General features: G+C 67.6%; 16 protein-coding genes. 9 read left to right on the forward strand and 7 right to left on the reverse strand.

Annotated elements, in window-relative coordinates; translation table 11 throughout:
- Positions 1 to 13 precede the first annotated feature (13 nt).
- The 4 genes from ACFVYR_RS10805 to eccCa form a co-directional block, all read right to left on the reverse strand.
- A complete protein-coding gene (locus ACFVYR_RS10805) occupies positions 14 to 466 on the reverse strand; it encodes a hypothetical protein (RefSeq protein ID WP_389611626.1) in 453 nt (150 codons plus the stop codon).
- A gap of 70 nt (positions 467 to 536) precedes the next feature.
- Positions 537 to 1,904 carry a type VII secretion-associated serine protease mycosin gene (gene mycP, locus ACFVYR_RS10810; RefSeq protein WP_384262038.1) on the reverse strand — a complete coding sequence of 456 codons (1,368 nt, stop codon included), beginning with the start codon at positions 1,902 to 1,904 and terminating at the stop codon, positions 537 to 539.
- A gap of 1,619 nt (positions 1,905 to 3,523) precedes the next feature.
- Complete coding sequence (locus ACFVYR_RS10815) at positions 3,524 to 4,036, reverse strand: hypothetical protein (protein WP_384263553.1); 513 nt, start codon at positions 4,034 to 4,036, stop codon at positions 3,524 to 3,526.
- Between the two features lie 38 nt (positions 4,037 to 4,074).
- Entirely contained in the window at positions 4,075 to 8,034 is a 3,960-nt protein-coding gene (gene eccCa / locus ACFVYR_RS10820; protein WP_384263551.1) for a type VII secretion protein EccCa, read from the reverse strand.
- A gap of 155 nt (positions 8,035 to 8,189) precedes the next feature.
- On the opposite strand from eccCa, the gene eccD reads away from it, so the two are divergent.
- The 6 genes from eccD to ACFVYR_RS10850 all read left to right on the forward strand — a co-directional run bounded on the left by eccD (position 8,190) and on the right by ACFVYR_RS10850 (position 15,409).
- Positions 8,190 to 9,665 (forward strand): type VII secretion integral membrane protein EccD, encoded by a 1,476-nt coding sequence (eccD, locus tag ACFVYR_RS10825; RefSeq protein ID WP_384263549.1) that lies wholly within the window; start codon positions 8,190 to 8,192, stop codon positions 9,663 to 9,665.
- Between the two features lie 223 nt (positions 9,666 to 9,888).
- Complete coding sequence (gene rpsO / locus ACFVYR_RS10830) at positions 9,889 to 10,176, forward strand: 30S ribosomal protein S15 (protein WP_007385095.1); 288 nt, start codon at positions 9,889 to 9,891, stop codon at positions 10,174 to 10,176.
- Between the two features lie 362 nt (positions 10,177 to 10,538).
- Entirely contained in the window at positions 10,539 to 12,755 is a 2,217-nt protein-coding gene (locus ACFVYR_RS10835; protein ID WP_384263545.1) for a polyribonucleotide nucleotidyltransferase, read from the forward strand.
- Entirely contained in the window at positions 12,752 to 14,131 is a 1,380-nt protein-coding gene (locus ACFVYR_RS10840) for a M16 family metallopeptidase (protein WP_384263543.1), read from the forward strand. Before ACFVYR_RS10835 ends, ACFVYR_RS10840 begins: the two co-directional genes overlap by 4 nt.
- Positions 14,132 to 14,168: 37 nt before the next feature.
- Positions 14,169 to 14,921 carry a 4-hydroxy-tetrahydrodipicolinate reductase gene (dapB, locus tag ACFVYR_RS10845; protein ID WP_384263540.1) on the forward strand — a complete coding sequence of 251 codons (753 nt, stop codon included), beginning with the start codon at positions 14,169 to 14,171 and terminating at the stop codon, positions 14,919 to 14,921.
- 35 nt (positions 14,922 to 14,956) lie between these two features.
- Positions 14,957 to 15,409, forward strand: coding sequence for a tetratricopeptide repeat protein (locus ACFVYR_RS10850; RefSeq protein WP_358709559.1), 453 nt, complete (start codon positions 14,957 to 14,959; stop codon positions 15,407 to 15,409).
- A 13-nt stretch (positions 15,410 to 15,422) separates the two neighbouring features.
- On the opposite strand, the gene ACFVYR_RS10855 is transcribed toward ACFVYR_RS10850, so the two are convergent.
- Both ACFVYR_RS10855 and ACFVYR_RS10860 read right to left on the reverse strand, forming a co-directional pair.
- A complete protein-coding gene (locus ACFVYR_RS10855) occupies positions 15,423 to 15,989 on the reverse strand; it encodes a hypothetical protein (RefSeq protein ID WP_384263537.1) in 567 nt (188 codons plus the stop codon).
- 135 nt (positions 15,990 to 16,124) lie between these two features.
- The gene (locus ACFVYR_RS10860; RefSeq protein ID WP_384263535.1) at positions 16,125 to 16,364 is read right to left on the reverse strand and encodes a hypothetical protein; all 240 of its coding nucleotides are present in this window, start codon (positions 16,362 to 16,364) and stop codon (positions 16,125 to 16,127) included.
- Between the two features lie 200 nt (positions 16,365 to 16,564).
- On the opposite strand from ACFVYR_RS10860, the gene thyX reads away from it, so the two are divergent.
- From thyX to ACFVYR_RS10875, 3 genes are all read left to right on the forward strand, one after another.
- Positions 16,565 to 17,305, forward strand: coding sequence for an FAD-dependent thymidylate synthase (thyX, locus tag ACFVYR_RS10865; protein ID WP_384263533.1), 741 nt, complete (start codon positions 16,565 to 16,567; stop codon positions 17,303 to 17,305).
- 190 nt (positions 17,306 to 17,495) lie between these two features.
- Positions 17,496 to 18,395, forward strand: coding sequence for a 4-hydroxy-tetrahydrodipicolinate synthase (dapA, locus tag ACFVYR_RS10870; RefSeq protein ID WP_384263530.1), 900 nt, complete (start codon positions 17,496 to 17,498; stop codon positions 18,393 to 18,395).
- Positions 18,396 to 18,545: 150 nt separating this feature from the next.
- Positions 18,546 to 20,231, forward strand: coding sequence for a ribonuclease J (locus ACFVYR_RS10875; protein ID WP_362374230.1), 1,686 nt, complete (start codon positions 18,546 to 18,548; stop codon positions 20,229 to 20,231).
- A gap of 145 nt (positions 20,232 to 20,376) precedes the next feature.
- On the opposite strand, the gene ACFVYR_RS10880 is transcribed toward ACFVYR_RS10875, so the two are convergent.
- Positions 20,377 to 20,617, reverse strand: a 241-nt coding sequence (locus ACFVYR_RS10880) for a hypothetical protein (RefSeq protein ID WP_389611632.1), incomplete at its 5' end; no start/stop codon positions are given.

Here is a 20,617-nt window from a genome sequence, read left to right on the forward strand (position 1 = left end):
TGTTTCCTTCTATTCAGGTGAGCTTCTTGATGCCGGACTCCCGCATGACTTGCGAGCGGATGTCAAGTTCATTGGCGTGGAATGTTGTCGATGTGTCACGCAATGCAGAGCTTTCAGCAGCAAGCCGCTTTTTGAGCGAGTTTACCTGTGTGTTCCATTCTTTTTGGGCTTTGTGTAGAGCAGCCGAGGTCAACCAGCCGTCACCATCTTTGGGTTTAAATGCTTTCACCGCGGCGGCGGTTTCCTCGTCTGCGACGTCCCCAGCCTTTTGTGTATCTCTGATCAGATGTTCATCGATGACTCTGGCAGCCTTCTTTTTCGCGGCGGGACTTGAGGCGAAGTCCTCACCTCCTGCTGCGCCTCCGCTCCCACCGCCGTTATGGGGAGCCGCTGTGTTCAACTGCATGCTGGCGTCCGGGGCTTCGGCTCTCAGGCGGGCCTGCCCCCACTCTTCTTCAAACGACATGGGCTCTGCCTTTTGGCTGGACTCTGGATATGAGAGATGAGACGTGTGCCAGTTGCTGCTCATGCGGATTTCACACGTCCCTGCGGTCGCCGCGTGGGGGGCTGATTGGGGGTGCGGAAGCCGGTTCACTCGATGAAAGGTGCTGCGCCTGCTGGTAGTGGTTGGGCTGGGAGTGGATCAGTGGCCCGGATTGGAGTCTCCGGTTACGGAAGCGTACGAAGAAGATCACCATTCCCACCCCAATAACGACTGCAGCGCCTGCCCCCATGGCTGCCCACGGTGCCCTTGCCTCGTCGTCGGCACCCGGTGCTGTCGCGGTGGCTTTGTCGGTCCTCTTCTCGTCTCCGGTGGCGTTGCTGGACCGAGATGGCGCCGAAGGTTTGGTTGCCGCTGTGAGGTCCGGCAGAGGGTACTCGTCGGCAGGCCCTGGATCGCCCGGGTTCGTGAGCGCGATGCGAGGGCGTACGGCGCCGTATCCGACCGAGTCGTCCCGGCTCCAGCCGTCGTCGTTGCCCTGCATCGTGTTGATCATGACTCGGAGGACCTGGTTGTTCGTCCAGTTCGGATGCTTGGACCAGATGAGGGCGGCTGAGGCGGAGGCGATGGCCGCACTGGCGCTGGTCCCGTGGCCCTTACAGAGTTCGGTGCCGCCGGAGCACGCATTCCAGATGTCGTCTCCCGGAGCGACCATGTCGACTTGAGGCCCCCACTGTGACTCCTTGGTCCGCTCGATCTCGCGGTTGATGGCGCCGACGCCGACCACTCCAGGAGTCGCTGCCGGATACTTTGGTTCATTGCCCTTGTGAGCAGTGTTCCCAACAGCTGCAAAGAGGAGCTTCCCCTTGCTGAGCGCGTACTTGACCGCGGCACTGAGTTCGGGCGTGTTCACGTTCGAGAAGCCGCGACGGTTCGGACTGCCCATGGAGATGTTGAGGATCCGAGCCTTTGAGTCGGCGGCATATCGAATCGCGCTCGCCATGTCGCGGGAGTACCCGGACAGTTGGTCTGCCTGGCCGGACCTCTCGGAGCTGTACGACATCCTGATGGGCAGAATTTTGGCTCCTGGCGCTACACCGAAGGAACCTGCGGTCTTTCCCCGAGCGCCCGTTCCTGCGATGAGCGCCGCCATGCCTGTACCGTGCCGGTCCCGGTCGCTGTGCTCGTCACCGGGAAGGTCTGAGTAGTCCTTTCCGTCCAACACCTGACCGCGCAAATCAGCGACCGTGTCATCGACTCCGGAGTCGATGACTGCGACTGTCACGCCGCGACCGGTGCTGGTCTTCCACATCTCTTCGGCGTGCATGGCGTCGAGATGCCACTGCCTGGAGCGAACGGTGTCGGCGTGAACCGGTGTCGCCACGATGCTTGCCATGAAAACACCCAGGGTCACCGACAGAGCGACCCTGGAGCGGAAGCCGCTCTTCCTGGTGGTGGGCATCTGCGTTCCTTGTCGGGTCAGTCGATGACTGGCGGGACGATGCGGCGCTGGTCAGGTTGCCACGTCTCTTCTTCTTCGGAGAGGTGGTCCGACCGTCCAGACCGGTTCTCGTCACGGCGTGAAGGATCTACCCGGCTGCCCTGCGGAATGGTGGCAGGGCGACCCGTCGCTGAGGGCGGCGAGTCGCCGGTGGAGGAGCCACGTACCAGTCCAGCGCCGCCCGGTGTAAAGGGGCGCCCTCCGACGCGCCCAGGTTGGTGGGGCTGTCGGCCGATTGCCCCACCGGGCTCACCAGTGAGTCGGCGACCACCGACAACGCCTGTCCGGCCGGGCCCTGGCCCTCCGGCTCCGGTGCCCATCCCAGGGTTCATGGGCGGACGGCCCTGCACGTGCTCTCCGCCGAAGACATTGCTTCGAGGGATGCCGGTCACCGGACGCCCCGCATTCGGCGGTACGGGGCGGCCGCCAATGATGCCGGTGTTTTTGGGTGATTGCTTGCCGAGTCCGTTGGCGGAGGGCCCGTTGGGAGGAGGGAGCGGCGGACGTACTGCTGGAGCGGGACGGGCAGGTGGTGTGGTGTTCGGCCTTGGCTGGCCATGACTCGGGCCGAAGGGGGGCGGTGGGGTTCCGAGGTTGGGGGGAGCCATTACTTCAGGTCGGCCCGACGGGGCAGGTGCAGGCGAGATGTCCGGAGCTGACGGCGGCGGGGGAGGTGTCGCCACGCGGTCGATCCCCATGGCTACGGGATCAAGCACCGGGTGGTGCGGCGGTGTGGCGGCAGGAGACGGTGCGTGAGGCACATTCTCGGGTGTATTGCTGGGTGCGCCGTGGCTCGCAGGGGGGACCGCGCCGGACGGAACCGGTGCGGTGGAGGGAGGACCTAACGGTGAGGGGCCACCGGCGTGGCCGGGTACAGGCTGATTAGGTACGGCCTGGTACCCATCGCTCTCATACCACTGGCCAGGGTCCTCCGCATGGCTCGCCGGCGGCGCAAACGTAGGCGGCTCTACCCCGTTCACCTGCTGCGCAGACTGCTGATATGTCTGCGCAAGTTTCCGCATGCGCTGCACCGCTTCGGCCTGCGCCGCCTCGATCCGCTCCTGTGCCGCGTCCGCGTCCGCCTGAGACCTCTGGGCCACCTTGCGGGCATCTGGGTCGTTGTGGGCCTTCTGGGCGGCGTCCATGTTCTTGTTGGCGGAGCGAAGGTCGGCCTTGGCCTGTGCCGTGTCCGATGCCGGCGGCATAGATGCCTTCGCCTCCGCGATTCCCTGGGCCACCACGCCCATCCAGCGCGACGCGGTCTCGCTGTACTGGCCGAGATAGAGCGTGGCGCTCGCCGCCTGGGTCCCCCACGTGCGGAAGGCGTCGCCACCCTCGCCCTGCCAATGGAGGCCCTTTGTGTACGTCATGAGGTCGTCGCCGATCTTGGAAATCGTCGATGCGGCCTTGGACAGCTTGCCCGCGAGCTCGGAGGCGCTCTCCGAGCTCGCGGACTCCAGCAGTGCCAGCAGCTGCTCATGCGTCATGGACTCGAAGTCCGTGTGAGCGAGCTTCGGCTCTCCGGCCTTGGATCCCTCAGCCATGTGCTCGTGCCCTCGCTTCCCGTCTCCGCCTGGTCATCAGAGAGCCGTGTCCTTGTCCGTCGTCTTCGGGCCGGTACTCCCGGCGCCGCCGAGCCCCTGCGCATACGGGTCGCGATCCACGTCGTAGTACTTCTCGGCCTCCGCGTTGACCGCCTTCATTCGTGCCCGAATGTCGTCCTCAAGGTTGTCGTAGCCCACGCGCGACGCGTGAACAGCCAGCCCCAAGCCCTCGATCTGAGTACCCAGCGCCTTGGACAGCTTCTCGAGTTCGTCGTGCACGACCATGTAGGAGTCGTAGAGGTACTGGGCTTCCTTGAATTCCGCCGAGCCCAGCTGCGCGCGCGAAAGTCGCGTGGCGCCGATCTTGCCCGGCGCAGCCTCGGAACCCGAAAGCTCCGCCAGCAGGTTGTCGACCCGCTTCTTGAAGCCCTTCATCGCGCTGGCCTGGATATCCAGCGCCATTTGAGGGTTTACGCCGTAAAGGCCGTCGAACGACTTCCCCGTGTCCGCGCCACCCGCGTCACCGCCGCCCCCGCCCGAACTCCCCACGCCTGCCTCCCCGTTCAGTCAAGTGTCCAGTACGCACTCTAGTAGTGGTCCGGAAGCCGCCCCACTTGAATCAGAGCAGTCCCGCGCTTTCGCGACACGAAGGTTCCGCGCCCCGGCGGCATGGGGCGTGCCCGGACATTTCCAAGGATGTCTCCTTCGCTCGGATCGCCCGACAACAGGACGCCTTGCGCGCCCAGTTCCTTCACGCGCTGCATGAAGGTCTCGTACATCGAGCGTGACGCACCGGCGGAACTCCGCGCGATGATGAACTTGACGCCCACGTCCCGGGCGAAGGGCAGGTGTTCGACCAACACGCTGAGTGGATTGGTCGAGTTGGTAGCCACCAACTCGTAGTCGTCGATGATGACGAACAGTTCCGGACCGTCCCACCAGCTTCGATCGCGCAGTTGCTGCGGAGTGATGTCGGGCTTGGGTGCTCGCTTCTCCATGAACGTGGCAATGGCGTTCATGTGGACGTCCATTGCCGATGCCATCGGGGCGTACTCCAGCAGGTGAGCCGCCGACACGGCCTCCAGCATGGTGCGCCGGTAGTCGCCGACAACGATGCGTGCCTGTGCGGGTGTGTATCTCTCCGCGATCTGCTTCGCGAGCAGGCGAAGCAGGTTCGTTTTGCCCGATTCGCTTTCACCGAAGATCAGGAAGAATGGATCTGTCTCGAAATCGACGAAGACCGGTTCCAGGTTCGTCTCGTCGATACCGATCGCGACGCCGTGCTGCGGGAACTCGAAACCCTTCGGAAGCTGATCGGCAGGGAGCTTGCGTGGCAACAGCCGCACTGTCGGCGCCGCGGGCCCGCGCGAGTTGCTCTTCACTCTTTCGACCAACTGGGCCGTCGCATCGGAGAGGCTCGCGGGATCGGGTGAGGAGTCGACGCGCGGCATCGCCGTCATGAAGTGCAGCTTCTGTGGTACCTGACCGCGGCCCGGCACCCCGGCGGGCACGTTCATGGCGACCTTACGGTCGAATTCCGAGTCCATGGCGTCACCGAGACGCAGCTCCAGACGACCGAGCATCTGGTCCTTGAGAGCCGCGCGTACCTCCATGTAGCGCGAAGCGGATACGACGACGTGAACGCCGTATCCGAGGCCCCGGCCGGCGATGTCGTTGACGACTCCCTCGAGCATGTCGTAGTCGTTCTTGAAGCTTCCCCACCCGTCGATGACGAGGAAGACGTCACCCCAGGCTTCGCCGGGAAGCTGGCCCGCGGCGCGTTGTCGCCGATAGGTGGTGATGGTGTCGATGCCGTGGGCGCGGAAGAAGGCCTCGCGGCGGTTCAGGACACCGGCCACCTCTGCCACCGCACGCCGTACCCGTTCCGGATCGAGACGGGAAGCAACCCCTCCGACGTGAGGAAGGTCGGAGATCGAGGCCAGGCCACCGCCGCCGAAGTCCAGGCAGTAGAACTGCACTTCGTGGGCAGTGTGGGTCAGCGCGAACGAGGTGATCAGCGTGCGCAGCAGCGTCGACTTTCCCGATTGGGGCCCACCGACCACCACCATGTTTCCAGCCGCGCCCGAGAAGTCGCTGTACAGCACTTCACGCTTCTGCTCGAAAGGCTTGTCAACCAGTCCCAGGGGGACGACCAATCCGCCGGGACGTGTGTAGTCGCCGGCGTGCAGGCCTCGCTCCGGATCCACCACGAGCTGCGGCAGAAGCTGGTCCAACGTGGGCGCCTCGTCCAGCGGTGGCAACCACACCTGGTGCGCCGGTACGCCCTGCCCCTCGAGGCGGCGCACCACGACGTCGAGCACGGTGTCGGCCAGCGCGTCGTCCTCCCTGCTGGAGGACGCACGTGGCCGACCAGTGTCCGGGACCGTGTAGGTCGCCGCCACCGGCGCCGCGGTGAAGAGCGCGGGCCTGCGCTCGATGGGCAGGTGAGTCGATGCCGGGTCCGCGCCACCCGCGCGGTACACCCCGGAGACGTACGCCGCTTTGAAGCGGGTCATTTCATCAGTACCGAACTTCAGGTAGCCGGAGCCGGGCACGGATGGCAGGTGGTAGGCGTCCGGTACCCCCAACGCCGTACGGGACTCCGAGGCGGAGAAGGTACGCAACCCGACGCGATAGGACAGATACGTGTCGAGTCCACGCAGCTTGCCCTCCTCCAGGCGCTGCGAGGCAAGCAGGAGGTGCACTCCCAGGGAGCGGCCGATGCGGCCGATCTGGATGAACATGTCGATGAAATCCGGCTTGGCGGTGAGCAGTTCGCTGAACTCGTCGATCACCAGAACGAGTGACGCCAAAGGGGCCAGCGGCGCACCCGCAGCGCGCGCCTTCTCGTAGTCGTGCATGTTCGCGTAGTTGCCCGCCGACCGCAGTAGCTCCTGACGACGCTGCAGTTCGCCGCGGATCGCGTCGCCCATGCGGTCCACGAGAGTGAGGTCGTCGGAGAGGTTGGTGATCACCGCCGCCACGTGCGGCATGTCCGACATGCCGGCGAACGTAGCGCCGCCCTTGAAGTCGGCGAGGACGAAGTTGAGGCTCTCGGAGGAGTGGGTCACGGCGAGACCCAGGACCAGCGTGCGCAGCAGTTCGGACTTACCCGAACCCGTGGCACCCACGCACAGGCCGTGCGGGCCCATCCCTTCTTGAGCTGCTTCCTTGAGGTCCAGCATGACCGGCCGGCCGTCCTCGCCCACGCCGATGGGGACACGGAGCCGCTCCGCCGTCGAACGGGGCCGCCACGTGCGCGTGACGTCCACCGACCCCGCGTCCCCCAGATTCAGCAGGTCGGTGAAGTCCAGGTTGGCGAGCAGCGGTTCGTCTTCGTCGCCTCCGCCCATGCGGAGCGGGGCCAGCTGTCGCGCCAGCGCCTCGGCGGCGGGCAGCGACAACGTGTCCGGTACGCCTTCATAGGCGACGCCGCCGGTCGACTCCAGGAGCAGCCTGCCGGGGCGGGCCACCACGGAGAGGCCTCCGCGACGTTCATCCAGCTCACCCGAGACGACCTCAATGATCGTTACACCCTGCAAGCCCTCCGGCGCGGCGAAGGCGGACGTCGGCGGCACCATGCCGCCGTCGAGTACCACCACGAGGTGAGGCTGGTCGAGCACGGGCTGTCCGTCACGGCTGAACCGCGGTCGGCCGTCGAGACGGTCGGCAAGGAGCTGTTCCAGCTCACCGAGGTCGTCGCCGAAGAGCCGCCTCGCGCCGGCGCCGTCGACCTGCCCCGGCAACTGGCAGTGGGGCAGCCACTTCGTCCAGTCCCACCGGCCGACGGCACCGGGGGCCGCGACCACCGCGATCACCAGATCCTCGGGGCCGTGCAGAGTGGCCAGTTGGGCGATCAGCGAGCGTGCCACCCCCTGTGCGGATTCGGGCTCTCCGGAGACCGTCAAGTGATAGAAGGCGCGCATCGAGACCGCGACAGGCAGTCCGTCCAGCGAGCTGTGCACGGCGAGGAACTGCTGCATGGCCCCGGCGGCCAGCGGCTCCAGCTCGTCGACGGGCGCGGTCTCAGGCGCTACCAGAGGAGTGGACAGTTGCTGCGGCCCAAGGCCCACCCGTGCCTGCCCGAAGTCAGGGTCTCCGATGCGGCGTTCCCACACCCGGCTCGCGTCGGCGACCACTGACCACAGCTGCTCCGGGGCAGGGTGCAGATAGAGCTGTGCGTCGCGCTGCTTGAGGGCGGTCCGGCGCACTGTACGGCGAGTCTGTGCGAGGTACTTGAGGTAATCCCGGCGCACGTCCGCTATTTGCCCCTGTGTACCGCGCCGGTATCTGACCACCTGGGCGACGACCATCGCGACCGTCGACACCAACATCACCACGCCCATGATGCGCATGAAGGGATGGGCGTTGGGCGACGCGAAGAAGAAGACCACGGACGAGCCCATGCCGAGCGTCGGCAGGACCTGCATCAGCACGCCCTCCTGCTGTCCGCGAGGAAGCTCCGGTGGAGGCGCTAATTGCAGCTCGTCATTGGGCACTTCGGGCGGCAGGGCGCGCGGCGGGCGTTTGATGACGATCTGACTCACCGGAGCATCAATCCCCCTATATGGATCGGCAGTTCCGTGTTGCTGCCTCATCGGTGCGGTCTCCCTCCGCACCGAGGTGATCCTATGTGCAGGCGCTGACAGCGCGTAGCGGTAGGGTGACGCAGACACGGTGCGCAACCGCGAATCAGGGGGTCATGCAAGTGAGTTCGCCCGCAGCGACCGGTTTCTGCAGGGTCACTGTCGTCGCGCCCGACAGTCGTATCGATGTCGCGCTGCCGGAGGACATCGCCGTGGCCGACGTCTATCCGGAGGTTCTCCGGCTGACTCGCCAGACCCAGCCGGTAGGCACGCCGACCGGCTACAACCTCGTACGTCAGAACGGCACCGTACTGGACGGCGCACGGACCCTTGCCGCCCAGCGGGTCCTCGACGGGGAGGTGCTCAGTCTGCGGCCCTTCGCCATGTCTCTGCCGCCCGCCGTGTACGACGACGTCGCGGATGCGGTCGCGTCCGCCATAGTCCAGGACCGCAGGCTGTGGAGGGACGCGCTGCTGCGCGGCGCCGGCCTGACAGGAAGCTTCCTGGTCCTGCTCCTGATGGCTTTCGTGCTCTGGTATGCCGACCCCGTGCGCCACAACATGAACAGCCTGCCGGGCATCCTTGCGGGCGGAGTGGGTCTGTTCCTCGTTGCTTTCGCCGGTGTACGCGTGCGTGTGTACGAGGACCGTGCCGTCGGCGCGGTCCTGGGCCTTGCCGCCCTCCCGCTCCTCCTCGTCGCCGGAACGGGAATCATGGCCCCGGACGCGGGGCAGGGGCCGGGCCGGCTGCAGTTCCTGCTCGGCTGCGTCACTGTGCTCGTGGCCTCGGTCCTGCTCGTCGTAGTCTCTCCGGGGAGCGACGCCCCCTTCGTGGCCGCCACGTTCCTGGCGGCAGCGGGTGCCCTGGCGACGTTCGCCGCGATCATCACCGAAGCCACGGCTACCGGGGCCGCCGCGGTCACCGCCCCGGTGACCATTGCCCTCGTGGCGTTCTTGCCGGGCCTGTCCTCCCGGTTCGCCAGGCTGCCCATCGGTTACGCCGCGCCGCGGAGCTCCGTGCAGGAGGACTTCGACGCCGACCTGAACCCGACCGTCGACCCCGGGCCTCTCGACGCGGCCCGGATCGCGGCCCAGGCCCGGCGCGGCCACGAGTTGCTGCTCGGACTGGTCGCCGGATCGGCCTCCGTCATCGTGGGGACGGCCGCCGTTCTCGGCTTCTCAGGGAACGTCTGGGGGCGGCTCCTGGCATTCGCCGCCGGTCTGGCGATGCTGCTCCGCGCCCGCCTCTTCCGCTACACCTCGCAAGTGGTCTGCGCGCTCGTGGCAGGTATTGCCGCCATCGCCCTGCTGCTCGTCGGCCTGGCCCTGAACCCGCCGGGCGACGCCATGCAGGAACTGCTCCTCCACGACGACCGCGGCCCCCTGGACCTGCGCGCGGTGTGGCTCACCGCTGCCATCGCGCTGGGATGTGCCCTGCTGACGGCCATCTCGCTGATCATTCCGACGAAGGGGCTCTCCCCCTTCTGGGGCCGCCTCCTCGACCTGACTGAATCGGCGATACTGCTCTCTCTGGTCCCGCTGTGCCTCGCTGTGCTCGACGTTTACGGCGCCGCTCGCTCCTTGACCAGCTGAGCGGACGGCATCGCCCCGGGCAAACCCTTCACAAGCAGACTGGTACTCTGTGAAACGACCGTCTATATGCGTACCTCCGAATCCCCCGGGATCCGGACCCCGGGCCCACGAGGGCCCGGACCCGCGCCCGACGGCCCATCCCCGCCTCCCGAGTCACGGAAGCCCCCCTGAGACGTAGACCAGGGGCACTCGGAGGCACTCGAAGACATCACGAGGAGTACGCGTGTCGCTCGACGCCGCTACGAAGAAGCAGATCATGACCGAGTTCGGCCAGAAGGAGGGCGACACCGGCTCCCCCGAGGTCCAGGTCGCCATGCTTTCCCGCCGCATCTCGGACCTGACCGAGCACCTCAAGACCCACAAGCACGACCACCACAGCCGTCGTGGTCTGCTGATCCTGGTCGGTCAGCGTCGCCGTCTGCTGCAGTACCTGGCCAAGAAGGACATCCAGCGCTTCCGTGCCCTGGTTGACCGTCTGGGCATCCGCCGCGGTGCGGCGGGCGCGAAGTAAGACGTCGTGAAGGGAGCGGTTCCCACTCGAAGCACTCGAAGGGGGCCGCTCCCTTTGCCGTACATGCGCGCTGTCACCGACGCTTTGTAGTCTGGTGACGTACGCGGTCCTCGCGGGTAGCAGAACAGCGACCCCGGGACACCGAGCACCACCCCGACGAGGGAGGGGCGCACCAGCCGCCGCCGGTCCTCGGTAGTGGCCCCCGGGACATCCCGGGTGCTTCGATCGAAGACCGGCCCGCACACACGGCGCGCTTCTCCACCCGGTCCCGTGCCACGCAGGACGCGTGGACGTACGGGACACCGTCCCGGGCCACACGGGCCCAGGGGCGAGAAGACGAAACGTAGACACGTAGGAGAACAGTGGAGAACGAGACCCACTACGCCGAGGCCGTCATCGACAACGGCACGTTTGGCACCCGCACCATCCGCTTCGAGACGGGCCGTCTGGCCAAGCAGGCCGCAGGCTCCGCCGTCGCGTACCTGGACGACGACACCATGGTGCTGTCGGCCACCACCGCTTCCAAGCGGCCCAAGGACAACCTCGACTTCTTCCCCCTGACGGTGGACGTCGAGGAGCGGCAGTACGCCGCCGGCAAGATCCCCGGATCGTTCTTCCGTCGTGAGGGCCGCCCCTCCGAGGACGCGATCCTGACCTGCCGCCTGATCGACCGCCCGCTGCGTCCTTCCTTCAAGAAGGGCCTGCGCAACGAGATCCAGATCGTCGAGACGATCATGGCGCTCAACCCCGACCACCTGTACGACGTGGTCGCGATCAACGCCGCCTCCTGCTCCACGCAGCTGGCCGGCCTGCCCTTCTCGGGCCCGATCGGCGGCACGCGCGTGGCGCTCATCAAGGGTCAGTGGGTCGCCTTCCCGACGCACACCGAGCTCGAGGACGCCGTCTTCGACATGGTCGTCGCCGGTCGCGTCCTGGAGGACGGCGACGTCGCGATCATGATGGTCGAGGCCGAGGCCACCGAGAAGACCATCCAGCTGGTGAAGGACGGCGCGGAGGCCCCGACCGAAGAGGTCGTCGCCGCGGGTCTGGAAGCCGCGAAGCCCTTCATCAAGGCGCTCTGCAAGGCCCAGTCGGACCTCGCCGCCAAGGCCGCCAAGCCCACCGGCGAGTTCCCGGTCTTCCTGGACTACGAGGACGACGTCCTGGAGGCCCTGACCGCCGCGGTCAAGACCGAGCTCGCCCAGGCGCTCACCATCGCCGGCAAGCAGGAGCGCGAGGCCGAGCTGGACCGCGTCAAGGAGATCGCCTCCGAGAAGCTGCTCCCGCAGTTCGAGGGCCGCGAGAAGGAGATCTCCGGTGCGTACCGCGCGCTGACCAAGAAGCTGGTCCGCGAGCGCGTCATCAAGGACAAGGTCCGCATCGACGGCCGTGGCGTCACGGACATCCGTACGCTCGCCGCCGAGGTCGAGGCCATCCCGCGCGTGCACGGCTCGGCGCTGTTCGAGCGTGGCGAGACCCAGATCCTGGGCGTCACCACCCTCAACATGCTCCGCATGGAGCAGCAGCTCGACACCCTCTCCCCGGTGACGCGCAAGCGCTACATGCACAACTACAACTTCCCGCCGTACTCGGTCGGCGAGACCGGCCGCGTCGGTTCGCCCAAGCGCCGCGAGATCGGCCACGGCGCGCTCGCCGAGCGCGCGATCGTGCCGGTCCTGCCGTCGCGCGAGGAGTTCCCCTACGCGATCCGCCAGGTCTCCGAGGCCCTCGGTTCCAACGGCTCGACGTCCATGGGCTCGGTCTGCGCCTCCACGATGTCGCTGCTGAACGCCGGTGTGCCGCTGAAGGCCGCCGTCGCCGGTATCGCCATGGGTCTGATCTCCGAGGAGATCGACGGCGACACGCACTACGTCGCCCTCACCGACATCCTCGGTGCGGAGGACGCGTTCGGTGACATGGACTTCAAGGTCGCCGGTACGAAGCAGTTCGTGACCGCGCTGCAGCTCGACACCAAGCTCGACGGCATCCCCGCCTCGGTCCTGGCCGCCGCGCTCAAGCAGGCCCGCGACGCGCGTCTGCACATCCTCGACGTGATGAACGAGGCCATCGACGTTCCGGACGAGATGTCCCCGAACGCGCCGCGCATCATCACCGTCAAGATCCCGGTGGACAAGATCGGTGAGGTCATCGGCCCCAAGGGCAAGATGATCAACCAGATCCAGGAGGACACCGGCGCCGACATCACGATCGAGGACGACGGCACCATCTACATCGGTGCCGCGCAGGGCTCGCAGGCCGAGGCCGCCCGCGCCACGATCAACGGCATCGCCAACCCGACCATGCCGGAGGTCGGCGAGCGCTACCTGGGCACCGTCGTGAAGACGACGACCTTCGGCGCGTTCGTCTCGCTCATGCCGGGCAAGGACGGTCTGCTGCACATCTCGCAGATCCGCAAGCTCGCCGGCGGCAAGCGCGTGGAGAACGTCGAGGACGTCGTCGGCGTGGGCCAGAAGGTCCAGGTCGAGATCGCCGAGATCGACTCCCGCGGCAAGCTGTCCCTCATCCCCGTCATCGAGGGTGAAGAGGACGACGACACGAAGGACGACACCGACAAGTGACGTCGCGTAGCACCACGACGACGGCCCGCACCTCCTCGGAGGCGCGGGCCGTCGCCCGTACCCAAACCCTCATCAAGGGCGAGCACGGCATCGGCACCGTCCGCAGGACGACCCTCCCCGGCGGCCTGCGCGTCGTCACGGAGACCCTGCCCTCCGTGCGCTCGGCGACCTTCGGCATCTGGGCCAACGTCGGCTCCCGCGACGAGACCCCGTCCCTGAACGGCGCCACGCACTACCTGGAGCACCTCCTCTTCAAGGGCACCAGGAAGCGCAGCGCCCTGGACATCTCCTCCGCGCTCGACGCGGTCGGCGGCGAGATGAACGCCTTCACGGCCAAGGAGTACACGTGCTACTACGCGCGCGTGCTCGACACCGACCTGCCGCTCGCCATCGACGTCGTCTGCGACATGCTGACGGGCTCCCTGATCCTCCAGGAGGACGTCGACGCGGAGCGCGGCGTCATCCTCGAAGAGATCGCGATGACCGAGGACGACCCGGGCGACTGCGTGCACGACCTGTTCGCGCACACGATGCTCGGCGACACCCCCCTCGGCCGCCCGGTCCTCGGCACCGAGGAGACGATCAACGCCCTCACCGCGGACCGCATCCGCCGCTTCTACAAGAAGCACTACGACCCGACCCACCTGGTCGTCGCCGCCGCGGGCAACGTGGACCACAACAAGGTCGTACGCCAGGTCCGTGCCGCCTTCGAGAAGGCCGGCGCGCTCGGGCGCACCGACGCGGTCCCCATGGCCCCGCGCCAGGGCTCCCGCACGCTGCGCACCGCAGGACGCGTCGAGGTCATCAACCGCAAGACCGAGCAGGCCCACGTCATCCTCGGCATGCCGGGCCTGGCCCGCACCGACGAGCGCCGCTGGGCCCTCGGCGTGCTGAACACCGCGCTCGGCGGCGGCATGTCCTCCCGCCTCTTCCAGGAGGTACGGGAGAAGCGCGGCCTGGCCTACAGCGTGTACTCGTACACGTCGGGCTTCGCCGACACCGGCCTCTTCGGCGTGTACGCGGGCTGCCGCCCCAGTCAGGTGCACGACGTCCTGAAGATCTGCCGCGACGAGCTCGACCAGGTCGCGGAGCACGGACTCACGGACGACGAGATCGGCCGCGCCATCGGCCAGCTGGCGGGCTCCACCGTCCTCGGCCTCGAGGACACCGGCGCCCTGATGAACCGCATCGGCAAGAGCGAGCTCTGCTGGGGCGAGCACATGTCGGTCGACGACATGCTGGCCAAGATCTCCGCGGTCACCCCCGACGAGGTGCGCGAGGTGGCCCGCGACGTGCTCGGCCACCGCCCGTCCCTGTCGGCCATCGGCCCGCTCAAGGACAAGCAGGCGGCCCGCCTCCACGACGCGGTCGCATAGCCGCGTGAGGGCCCGACTCCCTTAAGGAATGAAGGACATGAGCAAGCTGCGCGTGGCGGTCATCGGTGCCAAGGGCCGCATCGGCTCCGAGGCCGTGAAGGCCGTCGAGGCCGCCGACGACATGGAACTGGTCGCCGCCCTCGGCCGGGGCGACGATCTCGAGACGCTGGCGAAGGCCGGCGCCCAGGTCGCGGTCGAGCTGACCAACCCCGACGCCGTCATGGAGAACCTCGACTTCTGCGTACGGCACGGCATCCACGCCGTCGTCGGCACGACGGGCTGGACCGACGAGCGCCTCGCGCGGCTGCGTACGTCGCTGGACGCGTCCCCGGAGACGGGCGTGCTCATCGCCCCGAACTTCTCCATCGGCGCCGTCCTCACGATGAAGTTCGCGCAGATCGCGGCGCCCTACTTCGAGTCCGTCGAGGTCGTCGAGCTGCACCACCCGAACAAGGCCGACGCCCCCAGCGGCACCGCCACGCGCACCGCCCAGCTCATCGCCGAGGCCCGCAGGGAGGCGGGCAGCGCCCCGCAGCCCGACGCCACGACGACGGCCCTGGACGGCGCCCGCGGCGCGGACGTCGACGGGGTACCGGTCCACTCCGTGCGCCTGCGCGGCCTCCTGGCCCACCAGGAGGTACTGCTCGGCGGCGAGGGCGAGACCCTGACCGTCCGGCACGACTCGCTGCACCACAGCAGCTTCATGCCGGGCATCCTGCTCGGCGCCCGCCGCGTGGTGAGCACGCCGGGCCTCACGTTCGGCCTGGAACACTTCCTGGACCTCGGCTGAGCCGGGAGCCTCGGCCGAGATCAGAGCTGAGAGACATGCGCGCAAAGATCACCTACGCCGTCACGGCCGCCGTCCTGGTCGTCTACTTCGTCCTGGTCGGCAGCCGCGGCGTGCTCCTGATCCAGCACGGCACCGTGCTCACCGTCACCTTCGGTGTCGCGGTGCTGATCCTGCCGGTCATCGGCGTCTGGTTCCTCTGGAAGAACACCCAGTTCGTCCAGCGCGCCAACCGCCTCGCCGCCGAGCTGGAGGCCGAGGGCGGCCTGCCCGTGGACGAGTTGAAGCGGACCCCCGGCGGCCGCATCGACCGCGACTCGGCCGACGAGGTCTTCGCCCGCCGCAAGGCCGAGACCGAGGACGCGCCGGACGACTGGCGCTGCTGGTTCCGGCTGGCAGTCGCCTACCACGACGCCCGGGACACCCCCCGCGCGCGAAAGGCCATGCAGCGGGCGATCGCCCTGCACGCGGGCCGGCCGGTGAACGTCTAGAGGTGGTGGGGCGTCAGGCGGTGGGCCGGTACTCGTCGGCCCACACCTCGATGGAGTCCGCCGCCCGGTCGAACGCCTCGTGCCGCGCCAGGAAGTCGGCGTTCCGGTCGGTCAGCAACAGCTGCGGCCCGGCGCCCCGCGGATCCTGATCACGTCGTACGAGGACGAGCGCCTGCCCCTGCACCGTCCGGGGCAGTCCCAGCCAGCGCACCGGCTGCTGCGCGGTGCGCACGGTCGACACCTGCGCCCACGCGACCGTCTGCGTCGACAGGAAACCGACCCTGCGCAGCCCCCGGGCGCTCACCCAGGTGCCCATGCGCAGCAGGCGCAGGGAGGCGGCGATGACGAGGACGGCGATGCCCGCGCAGATCGCGCCGCCCGTGAGTGAGCCCGCGAGCGCGATGATCACGGCGGCGAGGAGGACGAACGAGGCGGCAAGCAGCAGGAGCGCGGAGGTCCCGACCCGCCACGGGCCGGGACGGTAGGGCCGGCGCCAGTGGTCGCGGTCGGCGAAGGGCAGCGCGGCGTCCTCCGCCACGTCGTCGAAAGTGCGGTCCGCGGTCAGGAAGGGCAGGGGCACGGGCTGATCCTCACTCGATCCACACATGGGCTGTGCCCGGTGAGGTTATCGAGCCGTGTCCCCTGCTACCACCCTTGGGGGTCCGGACGAGTCAGGGCCGGACGGAGCCGGTCCGTGTCCGGGGTGATGTCCGGTTCAGCGTCCTTCGGAGGCTTCGGACTGCTGGTGATGCGCGGGTGACTGGTCGGCCGACATCGCGGGCATACCGAAGAGCAGGGACCCCACGAGGCCGGCCACCACGGTGAGGCCGATGAGCGTACGGCCCATGATCTGGCTGGCCGAAGCGCGTTCTCGGGGCGGGGGAGTGACGTTGCTGCGGAACTTGTCGGCTTCGGCGATGAAGGCGAACGGGACGGGCTCTCGCCGACGGAACATGGGGCGCGCTTCTCCTTACGGGTCTCGAACGGAGCACTGTTGACTCTGTTGCCCAGTAGGACGCTCGAAACGCCCAAAAGGTGCCCTCTTTCGGCAAATTAGTCGAAGAATGTCGTGGCGGGTCACCGGACGGCCGATTGTCGGTGCCGGGCCATAGAGTGGGCGCCGCCCGAGAGATGCACATGGAAGGACCCCCGCCTGTGAGCGAGACCCCCACCGAAGACCTCAAGCCCAGCTTCCGCAGCGAGGTCACCGTCGAGCTGGTGAAGCATGCCGCTTCCGACTCCGACGTCCTGTGGGCCGCCCGAGTCTCCACGGCCGGCGAACAGTCCCTCGACGAGCTCCAGAAGGACCCGGAGCGGTCCAAGGGCCTGATCAACTACCTGATGCGGGACCGCCACGGCAGCCCCTTCGAGCACAACTCGATGACGTTCTTCATCAGCGCCCCCATCTTCGTCTTCCGCGAGTTCATGCGGCACCGCGTGGGCTGGTCGTACAACGAGGAATCGGGCCGCTACAGGGAGCTCCAGCCGACGTTCTACGTCCCCGACGAGTCCCGCAAGCTCGTCCAGGAGGGCCGCCCCGGGAAGTACGTCTTCGTGGAGGGCACCCAGGCGCAGCAGGAGCTCACCGGCCGCGTCATGGAGGACTCCTACCGCCAGGCGTACGAGGCGTACCAGGAGATGCTGGCCGCCGGCGTCGCCCGCGAGGTCGCCCGCGCGGTGCTCCCCGTCGGGCTCTACTCCTCGATGTACGCGACGTGCAACGCGCGCTCGCTCATGCACTTCCTCGGCCTCCGTACGCAGCACGAGCTCGCCAAGGTCCCCTCGTTCCCGCAGCGGGAGATCGAGATGGTCGGCGAGAAGATGGAGCAGCACTGGGCCGAGCTGATGCCTCTCACCCATGCGGCCTTCAACAAGAACGGACGTGTGGCGCCGTAAGGCACTGATGTGCGGGCGCGTCGCGCGAAGTGTCCGGATTGCGGCACTTCGTGAAGTTCACTTAGCCTGATCAAACGGACCCGGCACTGCCTGAACCCCCGAGCAGGCAGTGCCGGGCTCCACACTTGTCAGGTCCGCACACATCCCCCGAGGGGCGACCCCGCGCTGAGCAGCGAGTAGCGTGTTACCCATGGCTCCGACCTCCACTCCGCAGACCCCCTTCGGGAGGGTCCTCACCGCCATGGTCACGCCCTTTACGGCGGATGGCGCACTTGACCTCGACGGCGCGCAGCAGCTCGCCGCCCACCTGGTGGACGCAGGCAATGACGGCCTGGTCATCAACGGCACCACCGGTGAGTCCCCGACCGTCAGTGACGCGGAGAAAAACGATCTCGTACGAGCCGTACTGGACGCGGTCGGAGACCGCGCCCACATCGTCGCGGGCGTCGGCACGAACGACACCCGCCACAGCATCGAGCTCGCCCGCGCCGCCGAGCAGGCCGGCGCCCACGGCCTCCTGACCGTCACGCCGTACTACAACAAGCCCCCTCAGGACGGCCTGTTCCGGCACTTCACGGCGATCGCCGACAGCACCGAGCTGCCGGTCATGCTCTACGACATCCCCGGCCGCAGCGGCGTACCGATCAACACGGAAACGCTCGTCCGCCTCGCCGAGCACCCGCGGATCGTCGCCAACAAGGACGCCAAGGGCGACCTCGGCCGCGCCAGCTGGGCCATCGCCCGCTCGGACCTGGCCTGGTACTCCGGCGACGACATGCTGAACCTCCCGCTCCTGTCCGTCGGCGCGTGCGGCTTCGTCTCCGTCGTCGGCCACGTCGTCACCCCCGAACTGCGCGCCATGCTGGAAGCACACCTCTCGGGCGACGTACAGAAGGCCACGGAGATCCACCAGAAGCTGCTCCCCGTCTTCACCGGCATGTTCCGCACCCAGGGCGTGATCACCACCAAGGCGGCGCTGGCCCTCCAGGGGTGCCCCGCGGGCCCGCTCCGCCTGCCGATGGTGGAGCTGTCGCCCGAGGAGACGCACCAGCTCAAGATCGACCTCGCCGCCGGCGGGGTACAGCTGTAACCACAGACTTCACAACTGAATACGCGCAACACCGCGGGCGCGTCACGAGCTGCCGACCGCCCGCACCCCACACAAACAACTGCTAATGCACGAACGTCATACGCGCCACGTGCCCAGGAGGTACGTGGCGCGCGTGGTGAGGAGAGTCTTTTGAGTCATCCGCATCCTGAACTCGGCGCCCCTCCGAAGCTGCCGAAGGGCGGCCTGCGGGTCACCCCGCTCGGCGGCCTCGGCGAGATCGGCCGCAACATGACCGTCTTCGAGTACAACGGTCGCCTGCTGATCGTCGACTGCGGAGTGCTCTTCCCCGAGGAGGAGCAGCCCGGAATCGACCTGATCCTGCCGGACTTCACGTCCATCAGGGACCGCCTCGACGACATCGAGGGCATCGTGCTCACGCACGGCCACGAGGACCACATCGGCGGTGTCCCCTACCTTCTCCGCGAGAAGCCGGACATCCCGCTGATCGGCTCCAAGCTGACGCTGGCCCTCATCGAGGCGAAGCTCCAGGAGCACCGCATCCGGCCGTACACGCTGGAGGTCGTCGAGGGCGACCGCGAGGCCCTCGGCCCGTTCGACTGCGAGTTCGTCGCGGTCAACCACTCCATCCCGGACGCCCTGGCCGTCGCCATCCGCACCCCCGCGGGCATGGTCGTCGCCACCGGTGACTTCAAGATGGACCAGCTCCCGATGGACGGCCGCCTGACCGACCTGCACGCGTTCGCACGGCTGAGCGAAGAGGGCATCGACCTCCTCCTCTCCGACTCCACGAACGCCGAGGTGCCGGGCTTTGTACCGCCCGAGCGCGACATCTCGAACGTGATCCGGGGCGTCTTCGCGGGCGCCCAGAAGCGCATCATCGTGGCCAGCTTCGCCAGCCATGTGCACCGCATCCAGCAGATCCTGGACGCCGCACACGAGTACGGCCGCAGGGTCGCCTTCGTCGGCCGCTCGATGGTCAGGAACATGGGCATCGCCCGTGACCTCGGCTATCTGCGGGTGCCGCCGGGGCTCGTCGTCGACGTCAAGACGCTCGACGACCTGCCCGACAGCCAGGTCGTGCTTGTCTGCACGGGCTCCCAGGGCGAGCCCATGGCCGCGCTCTCCCGCATGGCCAACCGCGACCACCAGATCCGCATCGTCCAGGGCGACACGGTGATCCTGGCGTCGTCCCTCATCCCCGGCAACGAGAACGCGGTCTACCGCGTGATCAACGGCCTGACCCGCTGGGGTGCGAACGTCGTCCACAAGGGCAACGCGAAGGTGCACGTCTCCGGCCACGCCTCGGCCGGCGAGCTGCTGTACTTCTACAACATCTGCAAGCCCAAGAACCTGATGCCGGTCCACGGCGAATGGCGCCACCTGCGCGCCAACGCCGAGCTGGGCGCCCTCACCGGCGTCCCGCACGACCGCATCGTGATCGCCGAGGACGGCGTGGTCGTCGACCTCGTCGAGGGCAAGGCGAAGATCGTCGGCAAGGTCCAGGCGGGTTACGTCTACGTGGACGGGCTCTCCGTGGGCGATGTCGGCGAGCCGGCGCTGAAGGACCGCAAGATCCTCGGCGACGAGGGCATCATCTCGGTCTTCGTCGTGGTGGACTCCAGCACCGGCAAGATCACTGGCGGCCCCCACATCCAGGCCCGCGGCTCCGGCATCGACGACGGGGTCTTCACCACCGTCATGCCGAAGGTCCAGGAAGTCCTGGAGAAGTCGGCCCAGGACGGTGTCGTGGAACCCCACCAGCTGCAGCAGCTCATCCGCCGCACGCTGGGCAAGTGGGTCTCGGACAACTACCGCCGACGCCCGATGATCCTGCCCGTGGTCGTCGAGGTCTGATCCTCCCGACAGCACGAGCTCCGGAGCGGGGCGCCTCGATTTGCATCGAGGCGCCCCGCTCCGTTAGGTTTACGGCTCCGCCAGCGAGGGAAGCCCCGAGCACTCATGTGCTTCGGATCGACTCGAGCGGGGCGGGAAATCCGACTCAGAACTTCTGATAAAGTCGGAGCCGCCGGAAAGGGAAACGCGAAAGCCGAAAGGCCGGAGCGGGAACCGGAAAGGCACCGAGGAAGTCGGACACGAAAGAGTCTGATAGAGTCGGAAACGCAAGAACGAAGAACAAAAAGAAACACCGAAGGGAAGCGCCCGGAGGAAAGCCCGCGAGGGTGAGTACAAAGGAAGCGTCCGTTCCTTGAGAACTCAACAGCGTGCCAAAAGTCAACGCC

The sequence above is a fragment of the Streptomyces sp. NPDC058284 genome (genome assembly GCF_042881135.1).
In the GTDB taxonomy this organism is placed as follows: Bacteria; Actinomycetota; Actinomycetes; order Streptomycetales; family Streptomycetaceae; genus Streptomyces.